Consider the following 23,085-nt stretch of genomic DNA (forward strand, 5'->3'; position numbering starts at 1 on the left):
AATAGACAGTGCCTCGCGACGATCTATAATCAGATCGCCAGAAAGAGTTATGGATCGTCCAGAATGGATCCGCTCAGCGAGATCGTCGCCCTGCTGCGCCCGCACACTGCGGTGTCTAAGCCGATCACCGGCCGCGGCGCCTGGGGCGTGCGCTATGCAGCCTATGGGCAGCCGGGCTTCGCGCTCGTGCTCGCCGGGCATTGCTGGCTCGCGCTCGGCGATGGCGCGCCGCTGCGGCTCGGTGAGGGCGATTTCCTGCTTCTGCCGGCGACGCCCGCCTTCTCGCTGTCCAGCGAGCCCGGCATGGCCTGCCGCCCGGCGGAGCCGTCGCACGAGGCCGTCAGGCATGGCGAGCGCGAGGGCGAGCCTGATTTCGCGATGCTCGGCGGCGCCTTCCAGATCGAGCCGGCCAATGCCGGGCTGCTGCTCGCGCTCCTCCCGGAGATGATCCATATCCGTGCGGCCGAAGGGCTGACCGGAAGGATGGCCGGCATCGCCGGGCTGATCAGGGAGGAGTGCGAGGCCGATCGGCCCGGTCGCGACATGATCCTGAGCCGCCTGCTTGAGGTTATGCTGGTCGAGTGCCTCCGAGCACGCGTCCCAGAGCAGGGCGAGTTGCCAGCCGGCCTTCTGGCAGGATTGGGCGAGCCGGCTCTCGCCAGGGTCCTGCGCGCCATTCACGCCGATGTCGCGGCGGGCTGGACGGTCGCCGGGCTCGCAAGCCTCGCCGGCATGTCGCGCTCGACCTTCGCGGCCCGGTTCACGGAGGCCGTCGGCTGCGCGCCGATCGACTATCTCATGCGCTGGCGTATGGCGCTCGCCCGCGACGCCCTCAGCCGGGGCGTCAGATCGCTCGACCGGCTGGCGGAAACCGTCGGCTACGACTCGGCCAGCGCCTTCAGCACGGCCTTTCGCAAGCGGGTCGGCTGCTCGCCGCGAGTCTTCGCGCGTCGGCACAGCACCGACGCGGCTCCTGTGCTGGAAGCAGAAGCGCCCGCTTGAGGCGCTTGGTCAGGGCGTCGCGGGAGTGGGGCAGTCCCGATCGCCGCAACAAAAAAGGCCGGCGCGAGGCCGGCCTTTCCGTAAGATGAGAGGGGGTGTCGCTCAGCGGGCGACGACGACCCGGGTGCCGACCTTGGCGCGCTCGTAGAGATCGATCACGTCGTCGTTCAGCATGCGGATGCAGCCCGAGGACACAGCCTGGCCGATCGTCTCCGGCTCGTTCGAGCCGTGGATGCGGTAAAGCGTCGAGCCGAGATAGAGCGCGCGGGCGCCCATCGGGTTCTCCGGGCCGCCCGGCATGAAGCGCGGCAGGTCGGGGCGGCGCTTCAGCATCTGCGCCGGCGGGGTCCAGGTCGGCCACTCGGTCTTGCGCGAGACAGTCTGCACGCCGGCCCAGTCGAAGCCGGGGCGGCCGACGCCGACGCCGTAGCGGACGGCCTTGCCATCGGGCAGCACGTAGTAGAGGCGGCGCTCGGCAGTGTTGATGACGATGGTGCCGGGGCGCTGATTGGTGGAATAGGAAACGATCTCACGCGGGATGGCGGTCGCCTGCGCCTTGGCCGGATCGACATACTGGATCAGCGGCTGGCGGGTCAGCGGGTCGATCTCGGCGACGGCGACGGTCGCGCTGGCCGAAAGGCACACGCCGGCGATCAGTGCCAGATTGAAGAAACGGGTCATTGTAGCCTCAAACAGGAAGTGAGCGGTGGCGCGGAGCGAAAGCTGACGCAAAAACGTCAACAATTCCCCAAGTTTCTGACAGCAACGCCTGTCTGGCGCAATCGATCGACATTCACATCGGCGCGACCCTCTCTCCTTTGGGCAGGTCCGTTGCGGCACTGCAACAGAGCCCAGCCGTTCGAGTTCCGCTTGGGGCGATCTGGGCGCTTTTCCGGCGAAAGCTGGGCAGCCGATCATGGAACCCCACACGCCGTCGCGCGTTCTGGTCGCGCCGCATGCTTCGCGGCGAAAACGAGGCCTGCCGACCATGATTCCCGACGACAATGAGGAACAGCGCATCATCAGGATCGCGCGCGCACTCTGCCGCTCGGCACGCATAGACCCGGATGCGGCGGTCGACGAGCGCACCCGTCCTCTGCTTCCCGCAGCGCACCGCGCCGACACCGAAATGCGGTCCGCCTGGATGGCGTTTCGTGATTCGGCCCGCGCTTTCGCGGCGCTTCATCCGCGCGAAATCGTGCGCAGCCTGTGATGGCTTTTCGGATTGTCGTTAACCGATCGTTCCCATAGAACTGCGGCGAGGGGCAATTTCCGATTGCAAGGCCGGGCGGGCTCTGTTCCGCTCCGGGATAAGCCGGGAAGCTCGCCATGTCAGCGCGCCAATTCAATGCCGGGCCCGAAGAGCTCGCCGCTCTGGGAAGCGTCTTTCACGAGGCGTGGCAGCGCGTCGCGCCGATCGACGGCCCCTTCGAGAACCCGCACCGCGAATGGCTCGCACGCCTGATACTCGGCCTGCACCGTTCCGGCCATTCCGGCGACATCACCCAGCTTGCGATCGAGCAGTTCCTGGCGACTGCGCCGCTGGCCGAGCGCGCGGCCGGCGCAGGAGATTCGGGAGCGCTTCCGGTGCGCAGCGCCCGGAACTGAGCGCCCCCGCTCGCGCGCTCTCGTCCCCCCTCCAACCCAGATCTCGGAGAAACCTGCCTTGCCGCGGGGGCCCGTAGGACGGGCAACCTTGCCGTAATCTTCGCCCGCAATCTGCACCGCGTCGACCCGGTCCGATGCCCGGACATGAGGGTCGCAAGGCAGATGCGTCGGCGGCGAGCGAGCCGCTGCAAGGAGTCTTCGATGAAACGTCTCATCCCGATGGTCGGCCTGCTGGCCCTGCTCGCAGTTCCCGCTATGGCGGCCGATCGTCGCGTGCCCGTCCAGCAATGGCAGCCGGCCTATTCCCAGCCGCGGACCTATAACTGGAACGGTGTCTATGTCGGTGCCCACGCCGGCGCCGCTTTCGACCGCTTCCAGGGCGTCGCCCGCAAGAGCCGCAACGAGGCCCTGTTCGGCGGCCAGATCGGCTACACCGTGCAGTCAGGCCGTCTCGTCACCGGTCTCGAGGCCGACATCTCGATAAACGGCATCGGCCAGGGCTCCAAGCGCACCGTCGGCACCAGTGCTGACATGCGCTACGTCAGTACCTTGAAGGCTCGCGCCGGCGTCGCCTTCGACCGCGTGCTGGTCTACGGCCTCGCCGGCGCCGCCTATGGCAGCCTGAAGGCCAGCAACGGCCCGATCTCGAAGGACAAGAGCAAGCTCGGCTATGTCGTCGGCGCCGGCGCCGAATACGGCATCACCGACAATCTCTCCGCCAAGATCGAGTACAACTACGTCTCGCTCGGCAAGCAGAACTTCCAGCTGGGTGCCGGCCGCACCCGCGTCGGTGTCAACGAGCATCTCATCAAGACCGGTCTGAACTACCGGTTCTGAGCCTCGAAATCCCGGGCCGGGAACCGGCCCGGACTACCTTGCGGTCCTGGATGCTCTTCTGCCGGCTTGCAGCGCAAGCCGATCTACGAAGAGGCTCTGTCCAGAAGCGAGCGGCCGGCTCACCGACCAGGTCGATGTGACCAGTTCGGCGCCGGCGCCTGCGGCCGTTCCCAGGCATGGATGGAGCGTGATGCGTCTGGATACATCGCCCCTATTCCGGCATCACGTTTCATCCGTGCACCCCTGATCTGATTCTCCCTCATGCGCGCCTTGATCGTCGAGGATGAGCCACAGCTGATGGCCTTCCTCTCTTCCCTTCTCACCAATGCCGGCCTCATCGCCGATCGCACGACGACGGTCGATGCGGCGCTCGCCGCCCTGCGCTCGACGCCCTTCGACATCGCCATCGTCGACCGGCGCCTGCCCGATGGCGACGGCCTTTCGATCGTCAAGGCGCTCAGCACGGCCGAGACGCGGCCGGCCTTCCTGGTTCTGACAGCCCGCGATGCCAAGGCCGACGTTATCGAGGGGCTGAACGGCGGCGCCGACGACTATCTCATCAAGCCCTTCGAGCCGGAGGAATTGCTGGCGCGGCTGCGGGTCATCATGCGCCGCCGCCATCCCAAACGCTCGCTGGTGATCACGGCGGGTAATCTCTCGCTCGATCTCGAGGGCCGCTGCGCGTCCGTCGATTCTGAGATGCTCGATCTGCGTCGACGCGAGACCTTGATCCTCGAGGCGCTGGTTCAGCGCGTCGGCCGGGTCGTCACCCGCGACGTCCTGATCGAGGCGGTCTACGGCTTCGACGATCTGATCGAATCCAACACGCTGGAGGCACAGATCTCGCGGCTGCGGCGCAAGCTCAGGGATGCCGGCGCCCGGGTCGAGATCACCTCGCTGCGCGGCATCGGCTACATGTTGCGGGTCTCCGAAGCGGTCGGCTGAGTTTGGATCTCGATCCGAGCCAGCCATCACACCAGGCAAGCCCCGCAGCGCCGCTCAACGTCGTAGCGGCCGGGATGGCGCTTTTGCCGGCGCAGAACGTATCAGCGCCTCAGGCACGCGTCTCCTGCGGCGGGAAGACGAGGCGCATCACGGTGCCGCCGCCCGGCCTGCCGAGAATGGTCAGCGTGCCGCCATGGGCGGCCATGATGTCGCGCACGATGGTCAGGCCGAGTCCGGCGCCGGTCGAGTTCGGCGACATCCGGTTGAACGGCTCGGTCATCTGCGGGCGGTCGGAAGCCGCGATGCCGATCCCGTCATCGGCGACCTCGATCACCGCGCCGTCGATCACCTTGACCATGATCGTCGACTTCGCCTTGGCATGGCGCAGCGCGTTGTCGACGAGATTGGCGATGGCCGCGCGTACCGTCGGTTCATTGGCCTCGATCAGCGCCCGCCGCTCGCCTTCCTCTTCCAGCGCGACATCGGCGCCATTGTCGAGAATCAGCGGCGCCAGGTCGGCCAGCACCGCGCGGGCGATCGCGTTTAGCTGAAGCGGTTCGAAGGGGAGCTCGCTGCTGTGCAGGCGGGCGAGCTGCAGCATCGACGAGACGATGGTGGTCAGCCGGCTGATATCGGTGGTGAGAGCCAGCCGCATCTGGTCGTTCGGCAGCGCGTCGACCCGGCCGCGCATCACGGTCAGCGGGGTGCGCAGCTCATGCGCGACATTGTTCATGAAGCGCCGCTGCGTCTCCATATTGCCGGCGATCTGGTCGAGCGCGGCGTTCAGCGCGGTCGTCAGCGGCATCAGCTCGGCCGGCGTCTCCTCGGTCGGCAGCAGGCCGCGCGGCGCCTTCGGGTCGATTCGGGCCGCGGCTTCCGCCGCGCTGTGCAGTCGCTCACTGATGTAGGAGACCGACATCGCGATGGCTCCTGCGATCAGCAGGCCGAAAACCACCGAGATCGCCAGCGCCGGCCAGGCGAGCGAGCGCAAGGAATAGCCGAGGATCCGATCCCAGCCCGGCAGTCCGCCGCCGGTGGCCACGATGAATCGGTTTCCGTCGTTCTCGACCACGTCGAAGGCGAGGGCGTTGTCTCCGCCGACCCGCATCTGTGCCGCGATGGTCGGCCCATCGAGCCTGATGTCGATCGGCAGGCCGGGCCGCAATTCTGGCGCATACTCGACGACCGAACGTCCGTCGGAGACCAGGTACCAGAGGCCGGGGCTGTCGCGCTCGATCTGGAGCAGGCCCGCGGTCTTCTCGACCTGCAAGGCGTTGCCGGCTGGCTGGCGCACGCTCTGCTGGATGATCTGGGAGGTGACGTCGTTGCGCAGGGCCGCCGGATCCTCGGTGATCAAGGCGAAGGCGATGACGGCGCCGATGAAGGCGGTGAGCAGGACGATGCCGAGAAGCGACAGGCGGATGGTGAGGGCGCGTGACAGCGATGTCATGACCGGTCGGCGCCACTATGCGGCAGAAGATGGAGGCCGGCCAAGGCCGGCAGCGCGGCCGGCCCGGGCCGAAGCAAGATCGAGGCGGCGTTGCGGGTCGTCACGGAACCTCGATCGGGCTATGGGTTGCGGAGCCGGGCACTCGCCCCTTCCGCCTTCTGCATGGACCGTATCGCCATTGCCGTTCAACTCTCTCCTGGAGCTGCCGGCCTGATGCCTGCGCTGCGTGTCCCCCGGAATTGGCCTGCGCTGTGTTGCCTGCTGGTTGCGCTGCTGGCTCTCGCTCCGGGCCTCGCGCCGGCGCAGGTTGCGGTGACGGATCGGGATGTCCGGGCCGGCCAGTTGCCGACGACTTCGCGGCAGGACATCTTCCGGCTGGTCGAGACGGTGTTCGACACCACCTCCAAGACGGTCAGTATCCCGATCGAACGCTCGCTCGCGCTCTTTGGCGAACCCAACGCCTATATCGTCGGCGGCGAGCTCAGCGGCTCCTTCGTGATCGGCGGGCGGCATGGCAGCGGCGAATTGCGTTTCTCGGATGGCGTCCCGGTTCCCGTGAGCTGGTCGGCGCTCTCCGTCGGCATCGGCCTCGGCGCCGATTACGGCCGGGTGATCATGCTGGTCTACGGTCTCGACCGGCGCGAGGATGTCTTCGGCACCTATGCCAGCATCGGCGGCAGCGCCCATTTCCTCGCCGGTGCCAATGCGACGATCCTGGCATCGCCGCGGGCCCGGATCGTGCTGATCTCCTCCGGGCTCGGCCTGCGCTTCTCCGGCGACCTCAGCCGCATCGTCATCGCGCCGAGCGAGGCGCCGCAACAGCTGCGTCCGCCCCGCAGGATCTGCGCCACGCCGGCCGACTGCGCGCCGCCCGGCCGCTGAAGAGCGCCGGACCGACCAGGGCAGGAAGGGCAAGCCGGGTCAGCGCCGCTCGAGAAGGCGGTGCGCCGTGGCGTGCAATTCGTCGAGCTGACTCGAAATATCGAGTGCGATCAGGCCCATTTCGCGCTCGTCGGCCGATCTGCGAACGAAGAGCGGCTCCGACCAGAGGATGCAGCCGCGGCCAAAGGGCAGGGCGATGCTGGCCCTGTCCCAATTGTCTAGGTCGAGGCGCGCGCTCGTTACCGCCGCGAACAGATAGATCGGCCGGCCCGTTGAGCGCGCGAGCTGGACCGCCCCCTTGCCGGCGATGCGCGCGACCTTCGGCACATCGGCGGTAAGCAGCAGGCTGGTTCCGTCGCGCAGCGCCTCGCGCATCTCGAAGAAGGCGGGAATGGCCCGCTTGGCCATGATCTTCGGGCGGCTCTGGGTGCCCGAGCCGCGGATGACGCGAAAGCCGGCTCGCTCCACCACCGAGGCCACCACGGTTCCGTCGAAGTGCAGCGAGGTCAGGACCGCGACTTGTGCTGCGCCGTCGAGCGCGGCGAGGCTCAGCATCTGCTGGCCGTGCCAGGTCAGAGCGATGAAGGGCTCGCGGCTGCGCTCCCAAGGCCTGGCGCCGGGGATCGCCGGCTTGAAGCGCGTCGTCCGCTGGACGAAGTCGAGATAGGCGTGCAGGGCGCGGCCGGCGAAGGCCGCAGAGGGTTGATTTCCGAATCGCATGATCCGAGCTCCACGGGAGATCCCGGCGGAGTGGTCGGCGTGTCGGCTTGCTGGAACATTGCCCGGCTGTGCGGCGGGGGCGGTTGGCTACGAAAAGTGGCCTTGCCCGACCGGGCGGTCGCTGCTTTCCGGCGCTATTGGATTTGGCAGACTCGGTTGGGTCGCGACGGATCGATCAGTCGTGCCACGGGAGCTCGGGCGCGCGGTCTGCCATCTCGACGAAGATGGCCAGCGAAGCCAGGCAGATGATTCCGAAATAGATCATGGGTCACTCGAGCGCCAACGCCGAAGGCGATCATGGGCGCCCTGCAGTAAATCTTCCGCTAATGCCTCACGGGCGTCGTCGCCGCCTCGGGCGCCAAGGCACCATGCTGAAACGAATCGCCGTCAGTGATTGTTCCCGGCCGAAGGCGTGTCTGGTCTGCGGCAACGTCGAGCTGGCCCGAGGCCGAACCAGTTCGGTGCCGCCAGCGCGGCAAATTCTATCGGCTTGGGAAGGTAATGGTGGGCGGCACAGGGATCGAACCTGTGACCCCTCCCGTGTGAAGGGAGTGCTCTACCGCTGAGCTAGCCGCCCGGACCGCGCTGTTCCTAGTGGGGCGCGGCTGCGCCGTCAAGAACGCTCAGCGAGTGCCGGTTCACCGCCGGTCAGCCGGCGCACCGCCTTCGGCAATTCGCTGAAGTGCTGGATCACCAGATCGGGCGACAGGCTCTCGATCGGCACGTCGGTGTAGCCGAAGGGCACGCAGATCACGGGCAGCCCGGCGGCGCGGGCGGTCGCGATATCGGTGTGCGAATCGCCGACCATCACCGCGCGCCGCGGATCGGCGCCGGCCTCGGCGATCGTCTGCGTCAGATGGCGCGGATCCGGCTTGAAGAACGGGAAGCTGTCGCGCCCGGCGATCGCCGCGAAGCGGTCGGTGATCGCGAAATGGTCGAGGATCAACCGCGTGTGCAGGATCGGCTTGTTGGTGCAGACGCCGAAGACGAAACCCTCTGCGGCGAGCGTGTCGAGCGCGCCGATGACGCCGTCATGGACGAAGCTGTTGGGCGCGACGGCTTCGGCGTAGATCGAAAGGAAATCCTCGAACAGCAGTTCGAGCTTCTCGGCTCCGAGCGGGCGGCCGCTGACCTTGAAACCGCGCTCGATCAGGGCGCGCGCGCCGGCACCGACCAGTTCGCGTGCCCGCTCGACCGGCAGGGCCGGCAGGCCCTCGCGCTCCAGGATGACGTTGAGCGTGCGCATGATGTCGGGCGCGGTTTCGGCGAGCGTGCCGTCGAGGTCGAAAACGACGATGGGAGGCAGGGACATGGCGATCTCTATGGCTGCGTTGCTCGGCTTAAAGGCCTTCGTCCCCAGCTTGGCAAGAGCCGGGCGGCGCCGCGCGTTTCCGCTCACATTGGCGTGCCCGGCAATTTGGCGGGCTCATCCCGGCTGGCCGGCATGGTAGTCTGCGGACGAATCGTCGGAAGGGTCGCAGTGGTGTCGAAGATCTCGGAAAATCCGAAGCGCAGGCTTGGCCGGGCGCTCTCGCTCGCCGGCTTCGTTGCGGCGTTCCTGGCGGCTCCCGCCCATGCGGCGCCGTTCGAATTCGCCCCGGCGCCGCAGACCGATCTCAACCGCGTCTATCGCGTCGACAAGGCGACCGGCGAAGTCGGCGCCTGCCAGTTCCAGCTCAAGGAGGGCGGCATCGGCGTCACCGCCTGCTTCCCGGCCGGCGAGGGGGCGGGCCCCCAGCCGCCGAGCGATTACGTTCTCGTGCCGTCGCGACATGAGCGCGAAGGCGGCATCTTCCGCGCCAATGTCCGCACCGGCGAAATGAGCATCTGCTACGTCTTCGACGATAAGGTGGTCTGCACGCCGCAGGCGAAATAGCAGGCGTTTTTGCCGGCTGGACGGTCTTCGCCGGGCGCCCATGCGCCTGATGCGGCCTTTTTGCTGTCGGCAAGCCCGGTGCGCGCATGCTAGAGCCCGGCATCCCCTCCGCAATGTCCGAGGCCTGCCATGCTAAAGCTCAACGACCCCGCGCTCCTTCGCTCGCAGTGCTATGTCGACGGCAGCTGGATCGGCGAGGGCGTCGATACGGTCGACAATCCCGCGACTGGCGAGGTTCTGGCCAAGGTGCCGCGCTTCGGCGCGAACGAGACGACAGCGGCGGTCGAGGCGGCTTCGCGCGCCTTCAAGCCCTGGGCCAAGAAGTCCGCCAAGGAGCGCTCGACGATCCTGCGCAAATGGTTCGAGCTGATCATGGCGAACCAGGAGGACCTGGCGCAGATCATGACGGCCGAGCAAGGCAAGCCGCTGTCCGAGGCGCGCGGCGAGGTCGCCTATGCCGCCTCCTTCGTCGAGTTCTACGCCGAGGAAGCCAAGCGCATCTATGGCGAGACGATTCCCTCGCCCTTCCCGAATTCGCGCATCATCGTGCAGAAGCAGCCGGTCGGCGTCTGCGCCGCGATCACGCCCTGGAATTTCCCGGCGGCGATGATCACCCGCAAATGTGCGCCCGGCCTTGCCGCAGGCTGCACCTTCGTGGTCAAGCCGGCGCCGGACACCCCGCTCACCGCGCTCGCCCTGGTCGAGCTCGCCGAGCGCGCCGGCTTCCCCAAGGGCGTGATCAACCTCGTCACCGGAGACGCCGCCGCGATCGGTGGCGTGATGACCTCGCATCCGACGGTGCGCTTCATCGGCTTCACCGGCTCGACCCCGGTCGGCAAGCTCCTGATGCAGCAGGCGGCTTCGACCGTGAAGAAGGTCGGGCTCGAGCTAGGCGGCAACGCGCCCTTCATCGTCTTCGACGATGCCGATGTCGACGCGGCCGTTCAGGGCGCGATCGCGGCCAAGTTCCGCAACATGGGCCAGACCTGCGTCTGCACCAACCGGCTCTTCGTCCAGGAGGGCATCCATGACGAGTTCGTGGCGAAGTTCGCCGGCGAAGTCGCCAAGATGAAGGTCGGCAACGGCGTCGAGGTCGGCGTGGTGCAGGGACCGCTGATCAATGCGCGCGCGGTCGAGAAGGTCGAGCGCCATGTCGCCGATGCGGTGGCGGGCGGGGCCAAGGTCGTGACCGGCGGCAAGCGCCATGCGCTTGGCCGCAGCTTCTACGAGCCGACCGTGCTGTCGGGTGTGACCACCAAGATGCTGGTGACGCGCGAGGAGACCTTCGGTCCGGTCGCGCCGGTCTACAGCTTCAAGAATGAGGACGAGGTCGTCGCGCTCGCCAACGACACACCCTTCGGCCTTGCCGCCTATTTCTACACCAGGGATCTCGGCCGCGCCTTCCGCGTTGCCGAAGAGCTGGAATACGGCATGGTCGGCATCAACTCGGCCATGCTCGGCACCGAGGTTGCGCCCTTCGGCGGCGTCAAGGAATCCGGCCTCGGCCGTGAAGGCTCGCTGCACGGCATCGATGAGTTCGTCGAGATGAAGTACATGCTCGTCGGCGGGCTCGGCGCATGAGCGACGATCTCAAGAAGGCTGCTGCCGAAGCGGCGCTGGCGCTGGTGCAGCCGGGCATGCGGCTTGGCCTCGGCACGGGTTCCACCGCCAAGCACTTCGTCGACGGCCTCGGTGCGAAGGTGGCCGCCGGGCTCGACGTACTCTGCGTCGCGACTTCGGAGGCGACGCAGGCGCAGGCGCTCGGTCTCGGCATCCCGATGTCGACGCTCGACGAGACGCCGGAGCTCGACCTCACCATCGACGGGGCCGACGAGATCGACGGCTTCCTGCGGCTGATCAAGGGCGGGGGCGCCGCCCTGCTGCGCGAGAAGATCGTCGCCGCCGCCTCGCAGCGGATGGTGGTGATCGCGGATGCCGGCAAGCAGGTCGCGACGCTCGGCCGTTTCCCGCTCCCGATCGAGGTCGTGCCCTTCGGCCTCGAGGCGACCCGGCGCGCGACCGCAGCCGCGATCGCCGCTGCCGGTGCGAGTGGCGATCTCGTTCTGCGCAAGCTGCCGGATGGATCGACGCTGCTGACCGATGGCGGTCATTTCATCCTGGATGCGCATCTCGGCAGCATAGCGAATCCCGAGCGGCTTGCGGCCTTGCTGAACCAGGTGCCCGGCGTGGTCGAGAGCGGCCTGTTCATCGGCCTGGCGACGGCCGCCTTCGTCGCGGGGCCGGCTGGCGTGCAGGTCTACGGGGACGTGGCGGCCAAGCGCGGCTGAAGCCGGATTCTCGCCACGTTGGCGCCCGCTTTCTCGGCAATGTCCCGACAATGAAGGCACGCAGCAAAAGTGGTTTCCACTTTGGCTGGACATGTTCTAAGAGCGGCCAACAGTGTGTCCGGCCACGATTTGCCGCCTCATGCGGCGGGTGCGGCCGGCGCCGCGATTCGATAAAGGGGAAACCTGCATGATCCGTCACAGCCTTGCCGGCGCGATCCTTTCGCTGGCGCTGCTTGCCGCGCCGGCGCTGGCGCAGCAGGCGCCGAGCCCCGAGCATCTGAAGGCAGCCCGCGACGTGGTCGTCTCCTCCGGCCTCGCCCAGTCCTTCGACTCGATCTACACCGAATTCGTCGCCGGCGTGCGCCAGAGCGTCGGCACGACGCGGCCCGAGCTGAAGAAGGACATCGACGAGATCCTTGCCAGCCTCAAGGACGATGCCGAGGCCAAGCGCAACGAGATCGTCGACACCTCTGCGCGCGCTTTCGCCGGCAAGATGACCGAGCCTGACCTGAAGGAAGTCGCGGCCTTCTTCAACTCGCCGGTCGGCCAGCGCTACAACACCTTCCGGCCTGAGGTCATCGATGAGATCTTCACGGTGATGCAGCCCTGGAGCGTTGCGACCAGCAATCTCCTCTATGACCGCTTCTATGCCGAGATGCGCAAGCGCGGCCACCAGCTCTGAGCGGCGTCACTGCCGCATGAGAGCCGCCGGTGCTCGCGCGCCGGCGGCTTTTTTCTTTTCTGCCGCCGCCTTCAGTTCACCGGCCCGTGACCGCCGATGTCCTCCATGGTCGGGTCGCTCGGGCGCACGCCCGTGGCGCGATTGACCATCACGGTGACCACCCAGAGCACGACGCCGATGCCGATCAGCACGCCGGCGATCTTGTACTGGACCGGGTCGCGACCGGTCCATGGCCCGGCGAAGAAGGCGCAGAACAGGGCGCCCGCCACCGGCAGGATCGTCGGGGTGCGGAAATGGTCGTGGTCGACCGGGTCCTTGCGCAGGATCAGCACGGCGATGTTGACGACCGTGAAGACGCAGAGCAGCAGCAGGGCCGTGGTGCCGCCGAGCGCAGGGACCTCGCCGACGAAGGTGATCAGCGCGAAGGCGAGCAGCGTCGTGAAGGCGATCGCGACATAGGGGCTGCGCCGGCTCGGGTGGACCTTGCCGAGCACCGGCGGCAGCACATGCTCGCGGCTCATGCCGTAGACCAGCCGGCTCGCCATCAGCATGTTGATCAGCGCGCTGTTGGCGACCGCGAACATGGTGATGAAGCCGAAGATCCAGATCGGGAAGTTCGGCGCGCCGGCCGCGACCACCTTGAGCAGCGGCGTCTCGCCCTCGCCGAGCTGCTCGGGCGAGACCAGGGTGATCGCCGAGATCGAGACCAGCACATAGATTACGCCGGTGATGACGAGGCCGGCGAGCAGCACCTTCGGGAAGATCCGCGTCGGCTCCTTGCATTCCTCGGCCATGTTGACCGAGTCCTCGAAACCGACCATCGCGAAGAAGGCGAGGGTGGTCGCGGCGATCACCGGCCAGAACATGCCGCCATCGCCGGCCGGCTTGAACTGCATCACCCGCGAGACGTCGCCCTGGCCGGCGGCGATCGCCCATAGCCCGACGAAGATCACGATTAGGAGGCCGGTCAGCTCGACGCAGGTCAGCACGACATTGGCCTTCACGCTCTCGCCGACGCCGCGGAAATTCACCGCCGCGACGATCGCCATGAAGCCCAGCCCGAGCAGTGTAATGCCGATGCCCCCGGAAAGGCCGAGCCCGAAGGCGCTCGACATGTTCGCCGCGAAGGCGCGCGAGGCGGTCGAGGCCGAGGTGATGCCCGAGCACATCACCGCGAAGGCGACGATGAAGGTGATGAAATGGACGCCGAAGGCCTTGTGCGCATAGAGCGCCGCGCCGGCGGCCCGCGGATATTTGGTGACCAGTTCGAGATAGCTGAACGCCGTGATCATCGCGACGATGAAGGCGATCAGGAAGGGTAGCCAGACCACGCCGCCGACCTGTTTGGCGACCTGCCCGGTCAGCGCGTAGATGCCGGTGCCGAGAATGTCGCCGACGATGAAGAGCAGCAGCAGCCACGGCCCCATCACGCGGTGCAGGCTGGGCTCGGCGGTTGCAGGCGGGGCGGCGGTGGGAGAAAGCGTTACGTCGCTCATGGTCGATCCTCGGTCGGGCCCACGCAGGGCCGGTGAAGATCGCAACACAGTCGCGCCGCATTTGTTCGAGCGCAACCGGCGTTTGCACGTACCGGTTGCGCGTCTGGCGTCAGTCCTCGGCGGCCTTGAACTTGTTCAGCCCCTTCATCACGAAGGGCGCGACCAGGGCGATGAAGGCGATGCCGAGCAGCGTCGCGGAGCCCGGATTCTCGAGCAGGATCATCGGATCGCCGAGGCTGATCTGCAAAGCGCGGCGCAGCTGCGCCTCGGCCATCGGCCCGAGGATCAGCCCGACCACCATCGGCGCGACCGGATAGTCGTAGCGGCGCATCAGATAGCCGAGATAGCCGAAGAGGAAGAGCATGCCGAGCTCGACCGGTGAGGGGTTGACGGCGAGCGTGCCCATGGTCGCGAAGACCAGGATGCCGGCATAGAGCCAGGGCTGCGGCACCGCCAGAAGCCGGACCCAGAGCCCGATCAGCGGCAGGTTCAGGATCACCAGCATGACGTTGGCGATGAACAGCGAGGCGATCAGGCCCCAGACCAGGTCCGGCTTCTCGGCAAAGAGCAGCGGGCCGGGGTTGAGCCCGTATTGCTGGAAGCCGGCGAGCATGATCGCCGCCGTCGCCGAGGTCGGCAGGCCGAGCGTCAGCAACGGCACGAGGGTGCCGGCGGCGGAGGCGTTGTTGGCGGCTTCCGGCCCGGCGACGCCTTCGATCGCGCCCTTGCCGAACTCCTCCGGGTATTTGCAGAGCTTCTTCTCGGTCGAATAGGACAGGAACGTCGGCACCTCGGCGCCGCCCGCCGGCAGTGCTCCGATCGGGAAGCCATAGGCGGTGCCGCGCAGCCAGGGCGCCCAGGAGCGCTTCCAGTCCTGCTTGTTCATCCACAGTGAGCCCTTGATCGGAATGATCTCTTCGGGCTCGCGCCAGCGCTTGGAGGCGACGTAGAAGGCCTCGCCGACCGCGAACAGGCCGACCGCCAGCGTCGTCACTTCAACGCCGTTGAGCAGTTCCGGCACGCCGAAGGTCAGGCGGGCCTGGCCGGTCAGCTTGTCGATGCCGATCAGCCCGAGCAGCATGCCGAGGAACAGGCTCGTCAGGCCGCGCAGCGGCGAGTCGCCGAAGGTCGCCGAGACCGTGACGAAGGCGACGATCATCAGGGCGAAATAGTCCCAGGGCCCGAACTTGATCGCGAGCTCGACCAGCCAGGGCGCCAGGAAGGCGAGGCCGATCGTCGCGATCAGCCCGGCGACGAAGGAGCCGATCGCCGCCGTCGCCAGCGCCGGCCCGCCGCGCCCGGCCTTGGCCATTTTGGAGCCTTCCAGCGCTGTCGCCAGCGAGGCGCTCTCGCCGGGTGCATTGAGCAGGATGGCGGTGGTCGAGCCGCCATACATGCCGCCATAGTAGATGCCGGCGAACATGATCAGCGAGCCGGCCGGATCGAGCTTGAAGGTCACCGGCAGCAGCAGGGCGACCGTCAGCGCCGGGCCGATGCCGGGTAGCACGCCCACGGCCGTGCCGAGGAAGACGCCGATCAGGCAGAACAGCAGCTTGGAGGGCTCGAAGGCGACGGAGAAGCCGTTGGCGAGCGCGAGCAGGGTTTCCATCTTGGCGCGCCTTTCAGCCGAGGAGACGTTCGAGCGGCCCGGCCGGCAGCGACAGGGTCAGGAGCTTGAGGAAGAGCAGGTAGATCGAGGCGCCCATGACGAAGCCGATCGCGATGTCGGCGGGCAGCGCATCGCGGCCGAAGCCGCGGGCCGCGCAGGCGAACAGGATCGCGGTCGCGATGATGAAGCCGCCGCCGAGCGCGATGCAGGCGATCAGCCCGACGAGCCCGCCGCCGATCCAGAGCAGCGCCCGCACATCGGCCGGCTCAGGCTTCGGCAGGCCTTCCTTGAAGGCGACGACGAGATGCGCGAGGCCGAGCACGACGAGCCCGGCGCAGACGACATAGGGCATCGCGGTCGGGCCGACGCCGTAATTGGAGGTGATCGTCTGGCGCGAGGCGTCGAAGGCGACGATCGCCGCCGCGGCCAGGAGGAGGAGCCCGACGACGAGGGCAGGGCGGTCGATGGTTCGGGACATGGGCTTTGCCGTCGAGCGTGTGCGAAAAGGGAAGAGTGCGGGCGGCCGCTGGGCCGCCCGCTTGTGTCAGATGGCCTTACTTCACCAGGCCGACATCGCGCATGACCTTCTCGACGCGCACGGTCTCGGCCTTCAGGAAGGCGTCGAACTCGGCGCTGGCGAGATAGGCGTCGTCCCAGCCGCGAGCCTTCAGGATCTCGGCCCACTCCTTCGACTTCACCATCTTGTCGATGGCGCCGGAAAGCGTGCTCTTCTGCGCGTCCGTCAGGCCCGGAGGCGCGACGACCGAACGCCAGTTGAGCAGCTCGACATCGACGCCGCCCTCCTTCAGGGTCGGCGCGTCCGGCGCGTTCTCCAGGCGCTTGCTGGAGCTGACGCCGACGACACGCAGCTTGCCTGCCTTGATCTGGCCCTCGAACTCGCCATAGCCGGAGATGCCGGCGGTGACCCGGCCGCCGAGCATGGCGGCCAGCGCCTCGCCGCCACCCGAGAACGGGATGTAGTTGATCTTCTTGGCGTCGCCGCCGGCCGCGTCGGTGAACAGCGCGGCGAGGATGTGGTCGGCGCCGCCGGCCGAGCCGCCGGCCCAGGTTACCTTCGCCGGATCGGCCTTGACGCGCTCGGCGAGGTCCTTGGCGGTCTTGATCGGCGAGTCGGCGGGAACGACGATGACCAGCGCCTCGGCGGTCAGGCGCGCGATCGGGGTCGCCTGCGAGAGGTTGACCGGCGACTTGTTGAGCAGGATCGCGCCGACCATCACGAAGCCGTTGACCATCAGCTGGTGGCCGTCGCCCTTGGCGCCGATCAGCTGGGCGAGGCCGATCGTGCCGCCCGCGCCGGTGACATTGGTCACCTGGACGCTCTTGGCGATGCCCGACGCGGTCAGGGCCTGCTGCATGGAGCGGGCCGTCCCGTCCCAGCCGCCGCCGGGGGCGGCCGGAGCCATGATCTTCAGCTCGAGCTGGGCGAAGGCTGCCGTCGTCAGGCCTGCGAGCGCGACCGCCGTGACGGCGCCGCGCTTGAGAATGGTTGTCAGCATGTTCTACCTCCCGCGCGCGGCCGTTCCGCGCAATATGTTGTAGGCGCCTGCCTGTGACATTGCGCCGCCCGCCCGGTCAATTGCGCCTGATTGATCAATCTTAAGTCAAGGTCTTTCGCTGGTGCCAGACTTCCCCCTGTTGCCGGCTCCGGCGATCGCGTAAGAGCAGGCCGATGTTCGCACCTGCTTCTTCCCCTGCGATGGACAGCCGCATGGCTGCCGCCGCCGCCGCGATCGGCCACGGGCTGCTGGCCGCCATTCCCCTCGCAATGTGGGCTGCGACGCGTTCCGCGCCGCTGTTTCTGTGCCTGGCCGCACTCGCTTTCCTGGTCGCCGGCCTCGCCGCGGATGGCGGTATGCAGATGCGTGCGCGCGCGCGCAAACTCTTGTCGTCGCCGCTCGCCATTCTGTTGTTGGTGTTCGCCCTCTGGGCTTTGGCCAGCACGAGCTGGAGCCACCAGCCCCTGGGCGGCCTGCGGATGTGGGGTGAGTTCATGCTGCCGCCGGCTGCCGGGCTGGTGATCGCCGCGAGCGGCGCCTTCGCGCCGTCCCGGCGGTTCCTGCGCGTGCTCGCCGTCACGGTGATCCTGGCAAGCTGCCTGCTCTTCTACGAGTTCCTCACCGAGTTCGCGGTGCGCAAATGGCTCGCTCTCGACCGGCGCCAGGAGAGCTTCTATTTCAACCGCGCCGCCCTCACGCCCCTGATCCTGGCAGTGCCGGTGATCTACCGGCTCTGGCGTGAAGGGGGTGGGTTCGATCGCGCGCTCGCCGGCCTGGTCGGGCTCGTCGTGACAGTCCTGGTCTTCGTGTCGGACAGCGAAGCGGCCAAGCTCGGGCTCGTCGTGATGCTCGTCGCGCGGCTCGCCTTCGCCGCTGCGCCGCGCCTGATCCTGGCGGCGACCGGTGCCGCCTTCCTCGCGACCATGGCGCTAGCTCCCGCGATCGGGCCAGTGCTCGAGGCGCAGATGCCGACCGCGCTGCGCAGCAAGCTCCATCCGTCGCACGAGGTCCGCATCGACATCTGGGAGACTTTCGGCGAGGCGGCGATGCTGCGGCCGATTCTCGGTTACGGTTTCAACGCTGCCGCAACACTGGACCGAAATCCGGTGGCGCAGGGCATCTCCGAGCCGCGCCGGGCGCTGCTCCCGGTTGGCCACCCCCATAGCGCGCCGCTGCAGACCTGGGTTGATACCGGCCTGGTCGGAGCGGCCCTGCTCGCCGCAGCCGGGCTGCTGCTGCTTGCTCGGCTAAGGCCCCTGCCACCGGCGCGGGCCGCGTTGCCGACGGCCTTCTTCGCCGGCTGCTTCGCGATCGTCGTGGTCGCCCATGGCGCCTGGCAAGGCTGGTGGATCGCCATTCTGACCATGGCGGCGCTGCTGTTCTGCGCACCCCCTGGGGACGCGCAAAATCTCGAGGACAGGTCATGAGCGAGTTCGACGTCGACCTTTTCGTCATCGGCGCCGGCTCCGGCGGCACCCGCGCGGCCCGCATCTCGGCCGGCCATGGCGCCAGCGTCGCGATCGCGGAAGAGGACAGGATCGGCGGGACCTGCGTGATTCGCGGCTGCGTGCCGAAGAAGCTCTTCGTCTATGCCAGCCGCTTCGCCGACGAGTTCGAGGATGCCGCAGGCTTCGGCTGGAAACTCGGCAAGCCGGAATTCGACTGGCCGACCCTGCGCGATGCCGTCGCCAACGAGGTCGGCCGGCTCTCCGGGCTCTATCGCAAGGGGCTCGAGGCGGCGCTGGTCCAGATCCACGAGGAGCGCGCGGTCATCGAGGACGCGCACACCGTGCGGCTGCAGCGCAGCGGCAAGCCGGTGAGAGCGCGCCATATCCTCGTCGCTACCGGCGGCTACCCGGCCTTCGATCCGCCGATCCCGGGTGGCGAATACGGCATCTCCTCGAACGAGGTCTTCCATCTGCCGGAGCTGCCCCGCCGCATGCTGGTCGTCGGCGGCGGCTATATTGCGCTCGAATTCGCCAGCCTGTTCGCGCGGCTCGGCGTCGCCGTCACCGTGCTGCATCGCGGCGACAACGTGCTGCGCGGTTTCGACGAGGATGTGCGCACGCGCCTGCGCGAGGCGCTCGCTCATGCCGGGATCGCGCTGCGCCTCGGCTGCACGGTCGACCGGATCGAGCTGCTGCCTGACGGCACGCGCCGGGCCCATTGCGCCAAGGGCGAACCGATCGACGCCGACGTCATCCTCGTCGCGACCGGTCGCCGTCCCAACACGGCCGGGCTCGGGCTGGAAACGGCCGGCGTCAAGCTCGGACCGGTCGGCCAGGTCATGGTCGACGAGAATTCGGCCTCGAGCGTGCCGTCGATCCATGCGGTCGGCGACGTCACCAACCGGATCAACCTGACCCCGGTCGCGATCCGCGAGGGCCACGCCTTCGCCGACTCGACCTTCGGCAACAAGCCATGGACGACCGACCACAGCATCGTCGCCTCGGCCGTGTTCACCACGCCCGAGATCGGCACGGTCGGGCTGACCGAGCAGCAGGCTGTCGCCGCCGGCTATGAGCTGCGCGTCTTCGAGACCGGCTTCCGGCCGATGAAGGCGACGATCTCGGGCCGTCACGAGCGCATCTACATGAAGCTCGTTGTCGATGCGAAGACCGACAGGATGCTGGGCGTCCACATCCTCGGCCATGATGCCGGCGAGATCATCCAGGCCGTTGCCATCGCCGTGACCATGGGGGCGACCAAGGCGGATTTCGACCGCACCATCGCCCTGCATCCGAGTGCCGCTGAAGAGCTCGTCACCATGCGCACGGCCCGCAAGAGCGCTCTCTGAGGACCGGCTCGAAGCCAGCGGGAGCCTCATCCTTCGAGATGTCGGCTCCCTGCCGCGGGACGAGCGCTGGGCGGTACGCGCGGCGTCACGGCTCGCGGTCAGAGCGCCGGCTGTCATAAAGCAGGCTTGCGTCGTTCAGGCCGATGTCGCGGCTGATATGCGCGCTCAGCCCATCCGGCTCGAAGCGCTCGTCGAGCGCGACCTTGCGCCCCTGCGCGTGCCCCAGGAACCGGGCCCAGCGCAGCCACAGGGCCGGCATAAGGCTGACATATCCGTTTTTTCTGCTAATCTCGGCCGTCATCGTTCGGCTCCCGGGAAAGTCGTGCTTTCGTTAGGGAATGCCGATCGAGGGCGCCGCGGACAAACCGGTTTTCACGCCCGACACATAAGGACAGCTGATGTCTGATCTGGCGATCGGCTTGCCGCCGCTGAGTGCCGTGCGGGCCTTCGAGGCCGCGGTGCGGCATGGCAGCTTCACCCTTGCCGCGGCTGAGCTCGGCATGACGCAGGCCGCGGTGAGCTATCAGATCAAGCTGCTGGAGGAGCGGCTCGGGGCGCCGCTGTTCCGACGCCGGCCGCGCGGCGTCGTCCTGACCGAGATCGGCGAAAGGCTGGGAGATGCGGTTACCGACGCGTTCGATGGCCTGCGCGGCGCCTTCGCCGCGCTCACCGAGACAGCCGAAGGAGTGCTTTCGGTACAGGCGCTGCCGACGTTCGCGGCCAACTGGCTGGCCCCGCGGCTCGGCCTGTTCCAATGCGCCAATCCCAGTCTCGCCATCCGGCTGGTTCCTCAGGTGAGCCAGCGCCAGCCGGAGGTCGACGATTGCGACGTCGTCATCCGGCGCGGTAGCGGGCAATGGCCGAGGCTGGAGGCGCACTGGCTGATGACCAATGAGTACACTCCGCTCTGTGGTCCAGGGCTGTTCCGGCATCTAGGCCGTGCCGCGCAGCCCGCAGATCTCGTGGCGGTGCCGCATTTCGGCTGCCCGAAGGCCTGGGCCGGCTGGTTTGCCGCGGCAGGGGCTCCGACGGCTGATACGGCTTCCGAAGCGCGGATCGATCTCGTCGTGCAGCAGTTCGAGGTGACCGCAGCGCTGGCCGGAAACGGGGCGGTGATGGCGCAGCCGGCCTTCTTCCGGCGAGAGCTGAACCAGGGCGTGCTGGTCCAGCCCTTCGACGTGATGCTGCGCGATGGACAGGACTACTGGCTGACCTATCCGACGAGGCGCCGCAACTCCCGCAAGATCCGCCTGTTCCGCGACTGGGTGCTCAAGGAAGCGCGCGAGGGCTGAGCCGGCCGCGCGCAGGCCTTCCGCTCAAACCGCCTTGCCGAGATAGGCGGTCGCGTCGATCTCGACGAGGCAGTCGGGCGAACCCAGGCCGTTGACGATGCAGGAGACGCGGTGCGGTGGCTCCTCCGCGAAGTTCGCGAAGTAGACCTCGTTCATCGGCTCCCAATAGGCCCGGTCGGTGACGTAGACCGTGCACTTGACGACGTCCTTCAGGCTCGCCCCGGCCTCTTCGAGCAGGGCCTTGATGTTGTCGATGCACTGCTGCGTCTGCCGCCTCGCATCGCCGGTCGCGTAGTTCCCCTGCAGGTCCGCGCCGACGCAGCAGACGAACATGAAGTCGCCGGCGATCGTCGCCTGGGCGAAGGGCAGCCGGCTCTTGTAGACGCGGTCGGAGGAAACGCTGCGCTTGGGCATGGTCGGTCGTCCTGTTCTGGCGTGGAGCTGGTTGGATCGATGCTTGAATGGGTTGAATCAGTCTTTCAGGCACCTGAATCGCGATTTCAGCCGATGGCACCAAGAGCCTGACATATCTCGGTCTTTCACACGCCTGGCGCAGATGTTGCCGGGTGTTGCTTGCCGTAACGGTGGTCAGCGGCCACTTGCGGGTGTATAGGCCGCCCTTCGCGCTTCAGAAGAGGTTAACGCAGGCGCGATTTGTGAAATCAGGAGCACTATGATGTCCGAGCGGTGGACGCCCGAGAGCTGGAGGGCAAAGCCCGTCCAGCAGATGCCGGATTATCCGGACCAGGCAGCCTTGAAGGCGGTTGAGCAGCAGCTCGCCGGCTTTCCGCCGCTCGTTTTTGCAGGCGAGGCGCGCAAGCTCAAACGGGCGTTGAGCAAGGTCGCTGCCGGTGAGGCCTTCCTCCTCCAGGGCGGCGACTGCGCCGAGAGCTTCGGCGAACATTCCGCCGACAACATCCGCGACTTCTTCCGGCTGTTCCTGCAGATGGCGGTGGTCCTGACCTTCGCCGGCGGCTCGCCGGTGGTGAAGGTCGGCCGCATCGCCGGCCAGTTCGCCAAGCCGCGCTCGGCTCCGACCGAGACGATCGGCGGCGTCGAGCTGCCGAGCTATAAGGGCGACATCATCAACGACAACGAGTTCACGGCCGAGTCCCGGATCCCGGACCCGCGCCGTCAGCTCGAGGCCTATCGCCAGTCGGCGGCGACGCTGAACCTGATCCGCGCCTTCGCGACCGGCGGCTACGCCAATCTCGACAATGCGCATCGCTGGATGCTCGGCTTCGTCAAGGACAGCCCGCAGTCGGGCCGTTATCAGGAAGTCGCGGGGCGCATCACCGAGGCGCTCGACTTCATGCGCGCCATCGGCATCGATCCCGAGACGCATCCCGAGATGCGCACGACGGATTTCTACACCAGCCACGAGGCGCTGCTGCTCGGCTACGAGCAGGCGATGACGCGCACGGACTCGACCACCGGCGAGTGGTACGACACCTCCGGCCATATGGTCTGGATCGGCGACCGTACGCGCCAGCTCGACCACGCCCATGTCGAGTTCTTCCGCGGTATCCGTAACCCGATCGGCCTGAAATGCGGCCCGTCGCTGAAGCCGGACGAGCTGCTCAAGCTGATCGACGCGCTCGATCCGCAGAATCAGCCGGGCCGCCTGACGCTGATCGCCCGCTTCGGCGCCGACAAGGTCTTCGATCATCTGCCGGCTTTGGTGCGCGCCACCAAGCGGGAAGGCCGCAATGTCGTCTGGTCGTGCGATCCGATGCACGGCAACACCGTTAAGGCGGCGAGCGGCTACAAGACCCGGCCCTTCGACCTGATCCTGACCGAGGTGAAGAACTTCTTCGCCGTCCACCAAGCCGAGGGCACGCATGCCGGCGGCATCCATCTCGAGATGACCGGCAAGAACGTCACCGAATGCACCGGCGGCGCGCGCGGCATGACCGACGCCGATCTCAACGACCGCTACCACACGGTCTGCGATCCGCGTCTCAATGCCGAGCAGGCGCTGGAGATGGCCTTCCTTGTCGCCGAGCTCGTCAAGCGTGAGCGGGCAGGGCGGGCGAGGCCCGAGGTCGAGGCTGCGGAGTAGCCCGCGAACTTCCTCGCCAACG

24 protein-coding genes and 1 tRNA gene are annotated in these 23,085 nt (G+C 67.6%); 14 read left to right on the forward strand and 11 right to left on the reverse strand.

Translation table 11 applies throughout. The annotated features are described in order from the left end of the window. The first annotated feature begins 63 nt into the window (after window positions 1-63). Window positions 64-1,002, forward strand: coding sequence for an AraC family transcriptional regulator (locus AC1REK_RS17175; RefSeq protein ID WP_492269104.1), 939 nt, complete (start codon window positions 64-66; stop codon window positions 1,000-1,002). Window positions 1,003-1,104: 102 nt separating this feature from the next. Here the strand turns inward: AC1REK_RS17175 and AC1REK_RS17180 are convergent, their stop codons facing one another. Then, window positions 1,105-1,683 carry a L,D-transpeptidase gene (locus AC1REK_RS17180; protein WP_316018870.1) on the reverse strand — a complete coding sequence of 193 codons (579 nt, stop codon included), beginning with the start codon at window positions 1,681-1,683 and terminating at the stop codon, window positions 1,105-1,107. 235 nt (window positions 1,684-1,918) lie between these two features. On the opposite strand from AC1REK_RS17180, the gene AC1REK_RS17185 reads away from it, so the two are divergent. The 4 genes from AC1REK_RS17185 to AC1REK_RS17200 all read left to right on the forward strand — a co-directional run bounded on the left by AC1REK_RS17185 (window position 1,919) and on the right by AC1REK_RS17200 (window position 4,392). Next, a complete protein-coding gene (locus tag AC1REK_RS17185) occupies window positions 1,919-2,215 on the forward strand; it encodes a hypothetical protein (RefSeq protein ID WP_492269103.1) in 297 nt (98 codons plus the stop codon). A gap of 116 nt (window positions 2,216-2,331) precedes the next feature. Further along, window positions 2,332-2,610 (forward strand): hypothetical protein, encoded by a 279-nt coding sequence (locus AC1REK_RS17190; protein ID WP_492269102.1) that lies wholly within the window; start codon window positions 2,332-2,334, stop codon window positions 2,608-2,610. Window positions 2,611-2,811: 201 nt separating this feature from the next. Next, on the forward strand, window positions 2,812-3,447 hold the full coding sequence (locus AC1REK_RS17195) for an outer membrane protein (RefSeq protein WP_316018873.1): 636 nt from the start codon (window positions 2,812-2,814) through the stop codon (window positions 3,445-3,447). A gap of 261 nt (window positions 3,448-3,708) precedes the next feature. Continuing rightward, complete coding sequence (locus AC1REK_RS17200; protein ID WP_327523028.1) at window positions 3,709-4,392, forward strand: response regulator transcription factor; 684 nt, start codon at window positions 3,709-3,711, stop codon at window positions 4,390-4,392. 109 nt (window positions 4,393-4,501) lie between these two features. On the opposite strand, the gene AC1REK_RS17205 is transcribed toward AC1REK_RS17200, so the two are convergent. Then, window positions 4,502-5,842, reverse strand: coding sequence for a sensor histidine kinase (locus AC1REK_RS17205; protein WP_327523027.1), 1,341 nt, complete (start codon window positions 5,840-5,842; stop codon window positions 4,502-4,504). A 213-nt stretch (window positions 5,843-6,055) separates the two neighbouring features. Between AC1REK_RS17205 and AC1REK_RS17210 the strand changes: the two genes are divergently transcribed. Continuing rightward, complete coding sequence (locus AC1REK_RS17210) at window positions 6,056-6,724, forward strand: EipA family protein (protein ID WP_492269101.1); 669 nt, start codon at window positions 6,056-6,058, stop codon at window positions 6,722-6,724. A 39-nt stretch (window positions 6,725-6,763) separates the two neighbouring features. Here the strand turns inward: AC1REK_RS17210 and AC1REK_RS17215 are convergent, their stop codons facing one another. The 3 genes from AC1REK_RS17215 to AC1REK_RS17225 all read right to left on the reverse strand — a co-directional run bounded on the left by AC1REK_RS17215 (window position 6,764) and on the right by AC1REK_RS17225 (window position 8,756). Then, window positions 6,764-7,444 carry a lysophospholipid acyltransferase family protein gene (locus tag AC1REK_RS17215; protein WP_316018877.1) on the reverse strand — a complete coding sequence of 227 codons (681 nt, stop codon included), beginning with the start codon at window positions 7,442-7,444 and terminating at the stop codon, window positions 6,764-6,766. Window positions 7,445-7,946: 502 nt separating this feature from the next. After that, window positions 7,947-8,021 (reverse strand) — tRNA-Val (locus AC1REK_RS17220). A 36-nt stretch (window positions 8,022-8,057) separates the two neighbouring features. Next, window positions 8,058-8,756 (reverse strand): HAD family hydrolase, encoded by a 699-nt coding sequence (locus tag AC1REK_RS17225; RefSeq protein WP_492269100.1) that lies wholly within the window; start codon window positions 8,754-8,756, stop codon window positions 8,058-8,060. 246 nt (window positions 8,757-9,002) lie between these two features. Between AC1REK_RS17225 and AC1REK_RS17230 the strand changes: the two genes are divergently transcribed. The 4 genes from AC1REK_RS17230 (at window position 9,003) to AC1REK_RS17245 (ending at window position 12,290) form a co-directional block, all read left to right on the forward strand. Then, a complete protein-coding gene (locus AC1REK_RS17230) occupies window positions 9,003-9,320 on the forward strand; it encodes a hypothetical protein (RefSeq protein ID WP_316018940.1) in 318 nt (105 codons plus the stop codon). A gap of 129 nt (window positions 9,321-9,449) precedes the next feature. Further along, entirely contained in the window at window positions 9,450-10,901 is a 1,452-nt protein-coding gene (locus AC1REK_RS17235) for an NAD-dependent succinate-semialdehyde dehydrogenase (protein ID WP_492269099.1), read from the forward strand. Then, window positions 10,898-11,608, forward strand: coding sequence for a ribose-5-phosphate isomerase RpiA (gene rpiA, locus AC1REK_RS17240; RefSeq protein ID WP_492269098.1), 711 nt, complete (start codon window positions 10,898-10,900; stop codon window positions 11,606-11,608). The genes AC1REK_RS17235 and rpiA overlap by 4 nt, the downstream gene beginning before the upstream one ends. Window positions 11,609-11,795: 187 nt before the next feature. Continuing rightward, window positions 11,796-12,290, forward strand: a complete 495-nt coding sequence (locus tag AC1REK_RS17245; RefSeq protein WP_316018881.1) for a DUF2059 domain-containing protein — start codon at window positions 11,796-11,798, stop codon at window positions 12,288-12,290. Between the two features lie 71 nt (window positions 12,291-12,361). Here the strand turns inward: AC1REK_RS17245 and AC1REK_RS17250 are convergent, their stop codons facing one another. The 4 genes from AC1REK_RS17250 to AC1REK_RS17265 all read right to left on the reverse strand — a co-directional run bounded on the left by AC1REK_RS17250 (window position 12,362) and on the right by AC1REK_RS17265 (window position 16,912). After that, the gene (locus tag AC1REK_RS17250) at window positions 12,362-13,786 is read right to left on the reverse strand and encodes an APC family permease (protein ID WP_316018882.1); all 1,425 of its coding nucleotides are present in this window, start codon (window positions 13,784-13,786) and stop codon (window positions 12,362-12,364) included. Window positions 13,787-13,895: 109 nt separating this feature from the next. After that, complete coding sequence (locus AC1REK_RS17255) at window positions 13,896-15,395, reverse strand: tripartite tricarboxylate transporter permease (RefSeq protein ID WP_316018883.1); 1,500 nt, start codon at window positions 15,393-15,395, stop codon at window positions 13,896-13,898. Between the two features lie 13 nt (window positions 15,396-15,408). Further along, window positions 15,409-15,873, reverse strand: coding sequence for a tripartite tricarboxylate transporter TctB family protein (locus AC1REK_RS17260; protein WP_492269097.1), 465 nt, complete (start codon window positions 15,871-15,873; stop codon window positions 15,409-15,411). A gap of 76 nt (window positions 15,874-15,949) precedes the next feature. Next, window positions 15,950-16,912 (reverse strand): Bug family tripartite tricarboxylate transporter substrate binding protein, encoded by a 963-nt coding sequence (locus AC1REK_RS17265; protein ID WP_492269096.1) that lies wholly within the window; start codon window positions 16,910-16,912, stop codon window positions 15,950-15,952. A 212-nt stretch (window positions 16,913-17,124) separates the two neighbouring features. Here AC1REK_RS17265 and AC1REK_RS17270 point away from each other — a divergent pair, with 212 nt between their 5' ends. After that, entirely contained in the window at window positions 17,125-18,339 is a 1,215-nt protein-coding gene (locus AC1REK_RS17270) for an O-antigen ligase family protein (protein ID WP_492269095.1), read from the forward strand. Then, entirely contained in the window at window positions 18,336-19,709 is a 1,374-nt protein-coding gene (gor, locus tag AC1REK_RS17275; protein WP_492269094.1) for a glutathione-disulfide reductase, read from the forward strand. Before AC1REK_RS17270 ends, gor begins: the two co-directional genes overlap by 4 nt. An 85-nt stretch (window positions 19,710-19,794) precedes the next feature. Here the strand turns inward: gor and AC1REK_RS17280 are convergent, their stop codons facing one another. Further along, window positions 19,795-20,010 carry a hypothetical protein gene (locus tag AC1REK_RS17280; RefSeq protein ID WP_492269093.1) on the reverse strand — a complete coding sequence of 72 codons (216 nt, stop codon included), beginning with the start codon at window positions 20,008-20,010 and terminating at the stop codon, window positions 19,795-19,797. Window positions 20,011-20,107: 97 nt separating this feature from the next. Between AC1REK_RS17280 and AC1REK_RS17285 the strand changes: the two genes are divergently transcribed. After that, window positions 20,108-21,001, forward strand: a complete 894-nt coding sequence (locus tag AC1REK_RS17285; protein WP_492269092.1) for a LysR family transcriptional regulator — start codon at window positions 20,108-20,110, stop codon at window positions 20,999-21,001. Between the two features lie 24 nt (window positions 21,002-21,025). On the opposite strand, the gene AC1REK_RS17290 is transcribed toward AC1REK_RS17285, so the two are convergent. After that, complete coding sequence (locus AC1REK_RS17290; RefSeq protein WP_492269091.1) at window positions 21,026-21,415, reverse strand: RidA family protein; 390 nt, start codon at window positions 21,413-21,415, stop codon at window positions 21,026-21,028. A 262-nt stretch (window positions 21,416-21,677) separates the two neighbouring features. On the opposite strand from AC1REK_RS17290, the gene AC1REK_RS17295 reads away from it, so the two are divergent. Then, on the forward strand, window positions 21,678-23,063 hold the full coding sequence (locus AC1REK_RS17295; RefSeq protein WP_316018890.1) for a class II 3-deoxy-7-phosphoheptulonate synthase: 1,386 nt from the start codon (window positions 21,678-21,680) through the stop codon (window positions 23,061-23,063). Window positions 23,064-23,085: the final 22 nt, after the last annotated feature.

The organism is Allobosea sp. GW823-FHT02B03 (assembly GCF_058797755.1).